The following is an 11,978-nucleotide window of genomic DNA, read 5'->3' on the forward strand; positions in this document are numbered from 1 at the left end:
GCTATTTCCCGTCCCTTCCAAGTTTTGCTTTAAGCTTTGCCAGCAGATTCCGGCGCTCCTGCGTGTGAATGGCGATGTCCGCTCCGAGTATGTTGCGGCACAAATTCCCGATCCCTCTGATAAAAGGGGTACCGGCTTCAAAGCACGCTAAAGGAGCGCCTCTGAACTTGTACTTTTCCACCTTCGGATCCAGGGGCAGTTCACCTTTGAGGGGGAGCATCCCGCCGGCGTCGCGCCCGAATAAATTGAACAGGTCGCGCACGCCGTACCAGGTGCGGTGCACGCAGTTGATCACCAGCGACACCTTGGCCGGGTCACCCACAAGATACTTGACTTCGCTCTTATAGGAGTTCGCCAGGAGGCGCACCGTGTCCGGGTCGAAATCGCTCACCAGGAGCACGTCGCTGGCCGACGACAGGGCGACCACCGCAGGGTCCCTCCTGTCCAGGGCAACGCCCATGTCCACCACGACAAAGTAGAAGAACCTTTTTGCCACGGAGAATATCTTCTCCGCCAGTTCGGCTGTAAACCCTTCCCGCTCGGCGGGGGTCGCGGGAGGTGCCAGGTACCAGACGTTGCCCCCGCCGTGGTAATTCATGCAGGCCTCAACGTCCTGCCAGCCCGCCGGTATTGCCAAATCGCTCCAGAGCGCCACGGTCTTCGGTTTACCCGCCGGGCACCAGGTGTAGACCCCCGTGGAGCCGTCGCTGTTGAAGTCTAAAAGCGCAACCCGGCACGGGGAACCATTTTCCTCGTGCTGTCTCGCCCACATACCCAGGTAGGCCGCAATGTTTGACGAGACCGTTGTCTTGCCCACGCCGCCCTTGCTGCTGTATACCGCGATCACCTTCGAGGGCACCACCCGCACCCGGCCGTTCCCGGAAAATTCCGGGGGCGAGATGTCCTGCTCCTCGAACGTGAAGCGCGTGGGGGTCAGCCGCTTCAGGGCAGACGAGACGTCCCGCACGGCCCTGCGCGGCTCGCCGGGTACGGTCAGGACGTGCACCCGCGCGTATTCCGCCCAGGTCTCCGCGCTGACCGGCCCGGCACTGAACACCTTCATGTTCGGGCGGAGGCCCGCCAGGTCTACAACCGCCGCGGACCACTCAGGAGAGGAGAGCACCAGCACGGCGTCGGGGCGCACCCTGTCGACCAGTATGTAGAGGTCCTGCGGGGAAGCCGCTTCCCCGGTGACCTCGATTCCCTGCTTCTCCGCTTCCTCGCGGCACTCGCGGACGAATTCCGGAGGACCGCCTATAAACAGTCCCGGCACGTTACCTTCCCCCTTCCGATGATCCAGGAGTATTTCCGCCAGTCTTACTTGCCGCCGGATTTTCGGGTACAGCACTGGGTGCGGCGTTATTTCCGCCCACTCCGGGTTTTACCGCCGCGTCCGTACCAGAAGTCGTTCCACCCGCACCAGTCCCTGTTGCTGTCGAAGCCCCTTCTTTACTCGATGTCCCAACAGGCTTCAGGACAAATACCAGCTTCGCCTGGTCGCCGAACAAATAGGGCAGGATGCGCGACAGCTCATCCTGCTTCAGGGCTATCACCACGCCCTGCGTCTGCTGCTGCCCGTCCCTGGTAGTCACGGTACCCGCCTGCAGTACCTGGATGTCCTGGGCCAGCTTCTCGGGAGGGACATTATCCTTGGCACGGGCGTATATGTCCACCCTATCCCCCGGCTGGAGCACCCCGGCGACTGTAGTGTAGAGTGAGTTCGGTACTGCTACCGCCAGGAAGTCCCCGCCCAGGGTCGAGAGCCTGCCCGCGGCCCCCGCCGCCTGGGGCGGCACGAACAGGGATTTCCGCAAAATAGTCCCCGCCGGGACGTAACCCTTCGCCACCATGCCCGCCACCTCGCTCGCACTCCTGACGGCGTCCGGGTACAGGACTTCCTTCGGCACGTCGACCGCCACCAGGGAACCGGCTTCCACCACCTGACCGGCATCGATATCCCTGGCTACTGCCATAACCCTGACCGTGCCTACGTAAGACCTGACGGTGTAAACGGTCAGCACACCGGCCAGGACAGCCAGGGCCACCGAGATTACTATCCACGCCCGGTAATTTTTAACGAAGTCCATTCAGACTAACGCCCCCTTTCAAGAACTTGCAGTACCGCCGCCGCCAGTTCGTTCACTGCCGTGTCCAGCTCCACGCTCTTCCCCAGGGGGAGCGTCCCGGCGTGCTGGGCGTGGTTCACGGCGGCTTCCTCGTCGAGGCCGCCGGGCACGCCGACGACGTGCTCGAGGCCGAATTCCCCGGCGTACACCTCCGGGGGATAACCCGCCCCCGGCACGACCCGGTTCACAACAAGCACGTCGCACTTCCAGCCGCCCCGGACCAGGCCCTGTACCTTCCTGAAGCTGACCGGCGAACCGTCGGTCACGATTACGACGCACGCCGCGCGCTCGTAAGCGGCGTCCACCAGGTCGGGCAGAGACACGTCGGCCACCAGTATACCCGCCCGCCGGATTTCCCCGGCGAGTTTCGCCCCGTCGAAATAAGCGTACGTGCCGGTCGATACCGCCTGGAGCGGCGACGGTCCGTAGTAGACGTAGCCCGTAGGCGAAGGCGATACCTCCAGGTGGAAAGCTCCGTGGTCGACCAGCACCCCGGCCAGGCACGCCGCTACAGTGGTGGCCCCGACGCCATTTTTAACACCGAATACCGCCACCACTCTTTCCACCCCGCCGCACACACTCAAAAACTCCTCGACCGGAGAGGGCCGCACCTGTCCGGTCTCGCGCGGAATTTCGGGCTGTACGGGAGGTTCGGAGCTGCTTTCCGTTTCCCGCCCGGCTTCCCACAGGGCTTCCTCCTCGACCGGGAGATCGCTCTCCCACAGGGCCGGCTCCGGCACCAGGTTCTCCCGGACGGCCCTCTCGGCAGCCCGGACCACGGCGTTCACGCCGATACCTCTCCCGCGCAGGGCTTCCGCCACGACCGCGCCGGTGGCGTCCACAACCTTCCCGCCCTCCACGAACAGCACGCATTCTCCAGGTACGCCGCATAGCCCGGCCTCGCGCAGGAACGCATCTCCTATTGAGTCGCGGCTGCCTGCAATTACGATCACCGGTACCCCGAAAGCGGCAACGTCCCTCAATACTCCGAGGGTTTCCTCCACGCGGCTGTCGCCCCGCGGGCGGAGCAGTACAATTGCGGAGCCCGGCGGAGGAACACTCCCGTTCAGGGAGACACACTCCACACCGGCAGTTCTGGCAACCTGCCGGAACGCCTCTTCGGGAGCGGCAAATACAAGCCTCTGCAGCACCAGCTACCATCCCCTTTCAGAAACAAAAAATCTCGCACCGGGGCGCGCCAGGACGAAACCCTGGACGCCGACATCCCATCCTTTTCGGGTCACCCACTCCAGATCTTCCTGTTCCTCCAGCCCCTCCAGTATGGGGTACACACCGTTCTCCGCCAGCGCTTCCACCAGACCCGTCAGGAGTTTCTGCCTGTACCGGTCGCGGGAGACGTCATCGACCAGAACCCTGTCCAACTTCACGAAGTCCAGCTTCACGGAGAGTACGATGTCCAGATTTGCCCCCTTCGTACCGAAATCGTCCAGGGCCACGTAGAAACCCAGACTGACCCACTCTTCCAGTGCACGCCTGAAGCTGTCGGGTTCGTAAAGGTTCTGTTCCGACACCTCCACGCACACCCGGGTCGGAGAAACGCCCTTCCCTTTGACCACCCGCCCGGCCCTCACGGCAAAGGAAGCATCCGTGAACGCCTCCGGCGTGAGGTTGAAGAATAACGTGTCGGGTGAACGCAGGAGCACTTCCTCGACGGCCCTCTCCAGCACCCTCAGCTCCCACATCGGGATCGCCCCGACGCGCCTGGCTTCGCGTAAAAGTCGTGGGGCGTCCACCCGGCAGGGTGGCGGAGCAGTGCCTCGTACCCGAGCACCCGGGATAGGTCGTGCAGGTAAAAGATGGGCTGATAGTGAAGGTAAAAACCACTCAGCACAGCTCAACCTCCTTCTTCCGGCACGCCCTGTCCAGCATGGCCAGGAGTGCCGGCCTGATCAGGCTCTTCTTTTTCAAAACGGGGGGACTGTACACACCCCCCTCAAGGGCTTCGTTCTCCGCGCGGACCACCGCCGGGTCTTCGGGTACCTCGAAGAACTGCCCGTCGACACCCAATAACCTCGCGGCGTCGCGGGGCGAAATGCCGCCCCTCACCCCGACGCGGTTTATGACCGCCGCGACTTTTTCCCCGCCTACATCGACCAAGCCCCTGCCCCGGAACCGGGCCACTGCCGTGAGCGCCGAACGCATGGGCGTCGAGACGAGGAACACCCGGTCGCACGATTTGAGTGCCGCCACCACGGCTGGAGACGCTATCCTGGCCCCGAAGTCCAGCACTACGGCGTCGTATTCCGCGGCAAGCCCGGCCACCAGCATCTCAGCCTGGCGCGGGTCGGGGAACCAGCCGGGATTCCGGATGGGCGCGGGGACCAGCTTCACCCCGGCAGGACCTTCAGCAGGTAATGCTCCGCTGGCACAACCAATCAGGTCTACCGGCGGGGGATTGTCCTCCGAAAACCCGCACAGCGCCGTCAGGCCCGCCTTGTCCGTGTCCAGGTCCACGAGACATACCGAAAGACTTCTCTCCGCCAGGAGCACTGCCGTGTTTACGGCCAGGACCGTCTTCCCCTGATACCCCTGTGCGCCTGAATAAAAGGCGATAACGAACCCCCGCCTGCGGGAAGGAGAAAGGACTGCAGGAGCCGGGAGAGCTTTCTCATCCCTGTTCTCCAGCCGCACATTCCGGTTGTGGCCGTTTTTCAGAAAACCGGCCGCCAGCGCAAGGCACGCATCGCTACTACACGCGATTGGTACGCCGCTGTCGACCAGCGAAAACCACTCACTCAGCCGCCCGGAGCTGAAGACGATCACCGGACAGTGCAGGCTGCCCTGTACGGAAGGCAGGAGTTCGGCGTCCACTACCGCTACGTCCGGCGGCACCGAAGAGTTATCTGCAACCCTCCACCCCCTCGCAGCTACCCCGGAAACCAGCTTCTTTGCCCGGTCTCCGACGAGGAGCACATTAAAAAGCCCCGGCTTTCCGTGATCTCGCCGGGCCGGGACTGCTTCATACCTGCCGGGCATGCTCTCTGCTGGTAATCCGTCAGAAACTGTACCCATCCCACTATCCCCGCTGTTGTCCCGGGATTTAACCTGCTCTTTCCCGGAAACCGTTTCCAAAGATGCGCTTTCCGGTTTCCCATCGGTTATCGTCCTGGCAGTGCTGTCACCCGGCGATATCTTTTTCCGAAATAGCTTCCGCCAGAAGGGAACCTTGTTTTCCGGCTTCCCGGCACCCATCTCAGGGACCTCTCCCCCCGGCTCCAGGTCTGCCCCGGCCAGTGTGGCCGGGTTCAACACCCGGTTAATTACCGCCTCCGGGCTGACCGGGTCCCACACGATGTCGTAGACCCCCAGGGCAGCGGCATCCCGGGCCAGGTCCACCGCTTTTTTATCGTCCCAGCGGCCGGGCAGCAGTATAACGCGCAGGCCGGCCATGCGGAGCTCCTTTACCAGCTCCACCGTGTCGGCCTGCCCGGGCAGGTGGGGGGAGAGAACCACCACGTCCGCTCCCTTTTCCCGGGCTAGGGACAGGAGGCTCTCGCGGTGGTAGAAGTCTCCGAAAACTTCCACCCCCCGGCGGGAAAGCTCGCCGGTTATGCTTTTATCGAGCGCGTCGATACCCGTAGCCAGCAAAATTCGCAAGGCGAACACCTTCTTTCTTCGAAAGAACCTGATTGGACTTCCATCAGTTTCCATTACCATATTCCGAATATTCTGGCGACTGTAGCGGGGACGGGGGAGATACCCTTTTTCGCATATACGAAAAACCGTAATCTAACATAACAGGCAGTATTTACCTTATATATAGGGGTCCAGAGACTTTTTTCACTATGCTATGACATTTCGTATGATGTACCTCTAAGCCTTGAGCCGCAAGGGCTGAAGGCACTTTTCCACAGGGACTTTTTTCACCTTTTTTCACCAAAAACCGGTGAAAAAAGTACCCCCGAAAAACTCAGTATTTATGCGGCTTCCCGGGTTTCGACCCGACTTTTTTCACCTTTTTTCACCCGGCCCCTTAGGGGCCTCTATCCCTTGATTCTCAAGGTTTCCGGGGATTTTTCCGGGACTTTTTTCACCAAAATTGAGTTTTAAAAATCTCTCCCTGAAAGTTCAACTCTCGTTTTTGGTGAAAAAAGTTTTCGCTGGGGCCTCCAGCCCTTGTCCCGCAAGGCTTTGCGGGTTTTGTTTCGCTGGTGAATTATAGTGAAAAAAGTCACCCCCGATCGCTCAATCCCTTGTGCATCAAGGCTTCCATGGTTTACTTTTTTTCACCGGATTTCGGTGAAAAAAGGTGAAAAAAGTTTTCACTATAGTTGGCGAAATCCCTTGAGCCGCAAGGCTTCCAGGGTTTTTTCGCGAAAAAAAAGCGATGCGTTTCATTACTCCGGAGCTTTTTCTACCAGCACCTCCCGCGCCCTGTTCCCCCTCGCCGGTCCTATCCAACCTCGTTTTTCCATTTCAGCCAGCAATTTAGAAGCCTTACCTCCACCTATACCGAGCTCCCTCTGCAGCAACCCGGCGGACACCCTGCCGTGCTTCAGGGCCACGTCCAGGGCTTCCCTCAACAGGGCCTCGTCTTCCTCTTCCTTCCTACTCTTCCCCGGGGAAGGACCGGGCGCCGCCTTCCCCTCCTCCTGCGGGGCGAAGAGGTACCCGGCGCCGGGCCGGTTCTCGCGCCACCAGGCCGAGACTTTCGCGGGCACGTCCCCGGGTACCCAGGCCACCTGGGCTCGCACGAGGTCCCCCTGGCCGGGCACCAGGATCAGGGCGTCGCCCTTGCCCAGCAGGCGTTCCGCTCCCGGCGCATCCAGGATGATCTCGGAGTCCCCGGACTTGGCGCACCTCAGCGCAATGCGCCCCGGCACGTTGGACCTGATGAGGCCGGACAGCACCCTGGCGTCGGGCCGCTGGGTGGCCAGGATGAGGTGGATCCCCGCCGCTCGGGCCTTCTGGGCAAGACGCACCAGGAGCGTCTCCGCCTCCTTACCGGCGTCGCCGGACAGGAGAAGGTCGGCCAGTTCGTCCACCACGACCACCAGGAACGGGAAGGGCCGTTCCTTCTTCGGGATGGAGGTCACCGAACGCACGCGGAGCCTCTTCAGTTCCCCGTAGCGGCGCTCCATTTCGTCCACCGCCCACGAAAGAACGGCCACCGCTTCCTCCGGCGTCCCGGCTATGGGAGCGGCCAGGTGCGGCAGGTCTTCGTAGGCGGCCATCTCGACTTGCTTGGGGTCGATAAATATAAAGCGCAGTTCCTCCGGCGGGAAGAGGGCGATTAAACCTGAAAGGACGCTATGCACGCACACGGACTTCCCCGCGCCGGTGGCCCCGGCCACCAGGACGTGGGGCATACCCTCCAGGGGGAGGGACAGGGGCCTGCCGAAGACATCCACGCCGATAACCAGGGGTAGTTCGCCTTTGGGCAGTTTGTCCCGGTACTTCTCCAGCACGTCGCGCAGGACCACCGTCCCCCTCTTCCGGTTGGGCACTTCGAGCCAGAGGCGGCCTCCCTCCTCCACCACCCGGACGGACGGCACGCCCAGCGCCAGGGCGAGGTCTCCTTCCAGGGTGTAGAGTTTCCTGACGCTCACGCCGGAACCGAGCTTCAGGCCGTACCGGGACACCACCGGACCGGTGCGGACTCCGGTGACCTCGGCGGGTACGTTGAACTCCGCCAGGGCCGCCACCACGGCACGACCGGCGTCCTCCGCCGCCCCGTAGGCCGCGGGCGGGCCGGGAGGACCGAACAGATCCAGGGGAGGAAGGCCCTCGCCCAGGGGCTGCCCCGAAAGAGAAGCGGGTTCTACTTCAACGGGAGCCGGGCTGTCCAGGCGGTTTTTGAGCATCTCCGCAAGGGAAGCTATCAGCCCGAAGGGGAGCAGGAGGGCCGCGAAGCCGTGCCGGGAGAAGAACCTGACCGCTAAGGCCAGCGTCCCCCCGGCCACCGCGAATTTCAGACCGGCGTCCGCGGAAGCGCCGGTGACTATCAGGACGACCCCCAGGACGGCGAAACCCACACCGAGCCAGAAGAGGCGGGAGGCCGTATCGGGGCCGTCGGGGCGTTCGAAGTTGCCCGGCAGTCCAGGGGGCTGCTTGTTGTTTGCCTTTTGCAATCTTGGAGACATCGTTCCATCCACTCCTGATTGATCCTTGACGCTTGATATTGTATGTGCTATCATTAAACAAAATTTTGAAAGGCGGTTAACGGGATTGGGCCGCTTGGAAAAGCTCTTGGAGAGAATTAAACGAAATCCCAGGACGGTAAGGTTCGAGGAATTGGACACCATCCTCTGCAGGGCCGGTTTCGTCAGGTCGCAGCCGCGCGGCGGTTCGAGCCACTACATTTACCGCAAAGGACCGTACAAGCTGGTTGTTCCCTACCGGCAGCCGTACATATTGCAGGCCTACGTTACCAGGGCTATCAAACTCCTGGAAGGAGCGGAGAAAAATGGAGAAGAACTTTGAATACTACATTAACCTGCCATACAAAGTTGTGATTTACCCCTCGCCTGAAGGAGGTTACGCTGTAGAGATCCCCGAACTTCCCGGATGCATTTCCCAAGGAGAAACCTTGCAGGAAGCACTTGAAATGATCGAAGACGCCAAGCAGTGCTGGATTGCAGACGCACTGGAAAAGGGCGACCCGATTCCCGAGCCGGTCGACGAAAACTACAGCGGGCGCATCCTGGTGCGAGCCCCGAAGTCCCTTCACCGGGCTTTAACAGAAAAAGCCCGTGCGGAAGGCGTCAGCCTGAACCAGTACATCGTCTATCAACTGGCCCGTGCGGTAGGCTGGACAGAACAACGATCTTGACGTCCTCTTTCGCGAAAATGTCCTAAAAATAGAAAAGCGACTGTTTGGGTTATCAGCCGCCACTCATCCCTCGATTGGAAATCGAAGGAATTCCCGGCGGAGATCTTAATGCAGCACCGAATGCATGAACTTCGCGAAAGCGCCGGCGCCCTTCTCGGCGGCCTTCGCCAGCACCGGCCAAAATGTGTCGGCGATGTGCTTCAACAGGGCCACCGCCTCCGGCCCGTGGCGGAGCACGGAGGCCGCGAACAGGACGGCGCCGGCCAGGGCGAGCCACTGTTTCACCACCGCGGAGGCGTGTTTGGAGAGGACAACGACGGCCGCCGCCAAACCTAAAATGAAAAAAACCTGGTCCCAGGACATTGGAAAACGAGCTCCTTTCTTCAAAAACTAAATCTGCCTCTGCAGCGCCTCAAAAAAATACGTAACCCCCCGCCACCAGTTCGGGTCTTCAGCATACACACCATTCGGGTTCTCACGCGCACTGAGCCAGTATATGGGGTGGACGCCCTCCGGCCGCCCCCGGCTGAGCTTCACCACGGTGCGGGCCGCTATGCGGGCCGATTCGTAAAGCCCCGGGGAGTAGCTCTGCCAGGAACCGTACACATTGAACGGGTTGCCGAGCATCGCCGCCGGGCTCCCCTCCGGCACGAAACTTTGTTCCTGGCCGGTTATAGCCACCAGGAGGAGCGGGTTCACGCCCACCTCCCGCGCCGCCCTGATTATCTCGTCTACATGGTCGGCCAGCATGGACCTCTTCCCCCTGAGCCACGCGGCGAGCTTCTCCCCGTCCACGTACCGGTAAGCCAGGTCTCCGGGGAGGACGCCCCCCTGAAGGAGCGGCAGCGGGTCGACCCACCGGCCGTCCACCATCACCCCGAAGTGGAGGTGCGGCCCGGTGCTCCTGCCGGTGCTCCCCACGTAGCCGATCACCTGGCCGGGGGAGACGGTCTCGCCGTCGGCAACGTGGTACCCGGACAGGTGGGCGTAATAGTACGTCCTCCCATCCTCCCCGTAGAGCCAGATCTCGTTGCCGCCCGCCGGGCTGGAGGAGAGGCGGACCCTGCCCGCCGCGACCGCCACCACGGGGGTGCCCTCCGGGCATGCCAGGTCGATCCCCATATGTATGTGGTCCCCGCGGTCTTCCCCGAACTTCCCGGTGAGCGTCCACCTCCCGGACACGGGGGCGAGCCCCAGGCCGATACCGCCGTCGAAGTAGCCGTACTCGCCGGGGTAGTAGAAGTCGCGCATCAGGCACGCGAAGGGGATCACGATAGCGAAAAAGAGCAGGAAGAGCAGGGGTACCGCGAAGGGGCCCAGGGAGGCAAAAAACCACCTCACCGCGGACCTCGCGGCGGTATTCGCCGCGGCCTTTGCCGCGGTTTTGGTTGTTTCTTGGAAAAAGCCGCCTGTACTTGCTATGGGGTTGAGTAAGTATTCAGAATCCAAGGAGATTCACCACCATTTCCGTGCCGGAGGCCCCTGCCTTTAGGCATGGGGAGGAAGGCGCGGTAATTTTTTCTTTCGGTCGAATTGTGGTATCATAAAACCATGAAGCGCTGTAACGTCGTCCGCGTGCTCTTCTCAAAAGTGCAAGCCAAAGTCCTCGAAACCCTGGGGGACCGCTGCGCCGCTCTCTGGAACGCCGCTAACTTCCGTTGCCGCCGGGCGTTCCTGAAGGGGGAATCCGTGCCTTCTTACGCCACCCTGTGCGCGGAGTTTAAAGACCACCCCGCGTACAAGCCCTGCCGTCAGACATCGCGCAGGAGGTTTTGAAAAAGCTCAGGAAGGCGTGGAACTCCTTCTTTGCCTGCTTGCGGCTCTGGAAGGAGGGCAAACTGGAAAAGCGGCCCGGTCTCCCGAGGTACTGGAAACACCGCCGCACGGGGAAGAGGCTGGTCAGGCTCATCCCGGTCAAGTCCCCGCGGTCTTACTCCCTGGACGCCAGGACGCTTTCCCTGACCCTGCCGAAAGACCTGCGGGACGGCAACGGCCGTCTGGTCCTGTACACGAAGGGCGTCCTGCGCTTCTCCGGAACCCCCAAGACTCTGGAACTCAAGTACGACCAGATGAAAAGGCGCTGGTACGCCCACCAGGTGGTGGAAGTGCCGGAACCAGCAAGAAAAACCCGGCCCGAAAAATACGCCGCTTTAGACCTCGGCGCCAGGGTACTGGCAGCCCTGGCCGTCGAAGGGTTGAACCGCCAGATCCTCTTTTCCGGGCGCAAGATCTGGAAGGACTTCCTGTATTGGACAAAGCGCATCGCAGAAGAGCAGTCCAGATTGAACCGGGCTGGGCGTAAGACCTCCCGGCAGTTGAGAAGGCTCTACCAGGTCCGCGCCCGCAGGCTCAGGCACGCCTTCGTAGCCCTGGCCGCGGAGGTCGTCCGCGTCCTGAAGCGGCATCGGGTAACCACTCTGTTCCTCGAAGACCTGACAGGCATCCGGAAGGACATGGACTTCGGGCCGGGCAACCTCCTGGTACACAACTTCTGGGCCTTCAGGATGCTCAGGAACCTCATCGAAGCCGCCTGCGCCCGGGCCGGGATAAGAGTCGTTCCCGTCGAGCCGCGCGGGACCTCTTCCCGGTGCGCCGTCTGCAGCTCTCCCGTCGAGCGTCCCGTTCGGCACAAGGTGGTGTGTAAAAGGTGCGGCCGCGTGTGGCACTCAGACGTCAACGCGGCGCTCAACATACTCCTTTTGGGCTCCTCGAAGGGGCACGGGGCGGAGGCCGCGCCTGTAGATTTTCAAATTGATTCGGGAAAAATCTTTAAATTAAATTGGGGCAACCAACTGGTGGAACAAAGGAAATTCTCATTTTAAACCGGTAATCACAAAAATAATTTTTAAATTCCGCCGGCATTTCCATCGAAAACCCAAAAAAGAAAAACCGGCTACCCGAAAGAGGCAGCCGGTGGTAATACCGCTCAAAACCGGTTAAACGGATATTTTTTCTTAAGGGCCAGAATTTCCGCCCGTGCTTCCAGCAACTTTTCTCTGAACACGGCAGCAAACCAGGCCGGCCGGTTTCTGGTCGGCGGATACATTCTGGCTTTATCG

The 11,978-nt window shown here is 61.4% G+C and carries 12 protein-coding genes; 4 read left to right on the forward strand and 8 right to left on the reverse strand.

The annotated features are described in order from the left end of the window. Nucleotide 1: 1 nt before the first annotated feature. From BUA65_RS09345 to BUA65_RS09370, 6 genes are all read right to left on the reverse strand, one after another. The gene (locus BUA65_RS09345) at nt 2-1,273 is read right to left on the reverse strand and encodes a CpaE/TadZ family protein (RefSeq protein WP_072869162.1); all 1,272 of its coding nucleotides are present in this window, start codon (nt 1,271-1,273) and stop codon (nt 2-4) included. A gap of 1 nt (nt 1,274) precedes the next feature. Beyond that, nucleotides 1,275-2,087 (reverse strand): Flp pilus assembly protein CpaB, encoded by an 813-nt coding sequence (cpaB, locus tag BUA65_RS09350; protein WP_072869164.1) that lies wholly within the window; start codon nt 2,085-2,087, stop codon nt 1,275-1,277. 5 nt (nt 2,088-2,092) lie between these two features. Continuing rightward, the gene (locus BUA65_RS09355; protein ID WP_072869166.1) at nt 2,093-3,277 is read right to left on the reverse strand and encodes a CpaE/TadZ family protein; all 1,185 of its coding nucleotides are present in this window, start codon (nt 3,275-3,277) and stop codon (nt 2,093-2,095) included. A gap of 3 nt (nt 3,278-3,280) precedes the next feature. Further along, nucleotides 3,281-3,880: an EAL domain-containing protein gene (locus BUA65_RS09360; protein WP_072869168.1), complete on the reverse strand. Its 600-nt coding sequence runs from the start codon at nt 3,878-3,880 to the stop codon at nt 3,281-3,283. Between the two features lie 91 nt (nt 3,881-3,971). Then, the gene (locus BUA65_RS09365; protein ID WP_072869170.1) at nt 3,972-5,744 is read right to left on the reverse strand and encodes a CpaE/TadZ family protein; all 1,773 of its coding nucleotides are present in this window, start codon (nt 5,742-5,744) and stop codon (nt 3,972-3,974) included. A 740-nt stretch (nt 5,745-6,484) separates the two neighbouring features. Next, nucleotides 6,485-8,230, reverse strand: a complete 1,746-nt coding sequence (locus BUA65_RS09370; RefSeq protein ID WP_072869171.1) for a DNA translocase FtsK — start codon at nt 8,228-8,230, stop codon at nt 6,485-6,487. Nucleotides 8,231-8,315: 85 nt separating this feature from the next. Here BUA65_RS09370 and BUA65_RS09375 point away from each other — a divergent pair, with 85 nt between their 5' ends. After that, nucleotides 8,316-8,570 (forward strand): toxin HicA, encoded by a 255-nt coding sequence (locus BUA65_RS09375; RefSeq protein ID WP_072869180.1) that lies wholly within the window; start codon nt 8,316-8,318, stop codon nt 8,568-8,570. Further along, complete coding sequence (locus tag BUA65_RS09380; RefSeq protein WP_072869173.1) at nt 8,554-8,919, forward strand: type II toxin-antitoxin system HicB family antitoxin; 366 nt, start codon at nt 8,554-8,556, stop codon at nt 8,917-8,919. Before BUA65_RS09375 ends, BUA65_RS09380 begins: the two co-directional genes overlap by 17 nt. A gap of 105 nt (nt 8,920-9,024) precedes the next feature. Here the strand turns inward: BUA65_RS09380 and BUA65_RS09385 are convergent, their stop codons facing one another. Together BUA65_RS09385 and BUA65_RS09390 are read right to left on the reverse strand one after the other, a co-directional pair. Then, nucleotides 9,025-9,282, reverse strand: a complete 258-nt coding sequence (locus BUA65_RS09385) for a hypothetical protein (protein WP_072869175.1) — start codon at nt 9,280-9,282, stop codon at nt 9,025-9,027. Nucleotides 9,283-9,309: 27 nt separating this feature from the next. Then, nucleotides 9,310-10,368, reverse strand: a complete 1,059-nt coding sequence (locus BUA65_RS09390; protein ID WP_072869176.1) for a M23 family metallopeptidase — start codon at nt 10,366-10,368, stop codon at nt 9,310-9,312. Between the two features lie 102 nt (nt 10,369-10,470). Between BUA65_RS09390 and BUA65_RS18555 the strand changes: the two genes are divergently transcribed. Together BUA65_RS18555 and BUA65_RS09395 are read left to right on the forward strand one after the other, a co-directional pair. Then, nucleotides 10,471-10,695: a hypothetical protein gene (locus BUA65_RS18555; protein ID WP_207543876.1), complete on the forward strand. Its 225-nt coding sequence runs from the start codon at nt 10,471-10,473 to the stop codon at nt 10,693-10,695. Continuing rightward, entirely contained in the window at nt 10,692-11,741 is a 1,050-nt protein-coding gene (locus BUA65_RS09395; RefSeq protein ID WP_207543877.1) for an RNA-guided endonuclease InsQ/TnpB family protein, read from the forward strand. Before BUA65_RS18555 ends, BUA65_RS09395 begins: the two co-directional genes overlap by 4 nt. Nucleotides 11,742-11,978: the final 237 nt, after the last annotated feature.

The sequence above is a fragment of the Desulfofundulus thermosubterraneus DSM 16057 genome (genome assembly GCF_900142025.1).
Classification (GTDB): Bacteria; Bacillota; Desulfotomaculia; order Desulfotomaculales; family Desulfovirgulaceae; genus Desulfofundulus; species Desulfofundulus thermosubterraneus.

What these genes read in the sequence shown, in the direction of transcription:
- BUA65_RS09385 (WP_072869175.1), bottom strand. Translation starts at nt 9,282, where the DNA reads ATGTCCTGGGACCAGGTTTTTTTCATTTTAGGTTTGGCGGCGGCCGTC.
- BUA65_RS09380 (WP_072869173.1), top strand. Translation starts at nt 8,554, where the DNA reads ATGGAGAAGAACTTTGAATACTACATTAACCTGCCATACAAAGTTGTG.
- cpaB (WP_072869164.1), bottom strand. Translation starts at nt 2,087, where the DNA reads ATGGACTTCGTTAAAAATTACCGGGCGTGGATAGTAATCTCGGTGGCC.
- BUA65_RS18555 (WP_207543876.1), top strand. Translation starts at nt 10,471, where the DNA reads ATGAAGCGCTGTAACGTCGTCCGCGTGCTCTTCTCAAAAGTGCAAGCC.
- BUA65_RS09370 (WP_072869171.1), bottom strand. Translation starts at nt 8,230, where the DNA reads ATGTCTCCAAGATTGCAAAAGGCAAACAACAAGCAGCCCCCTGGACTG.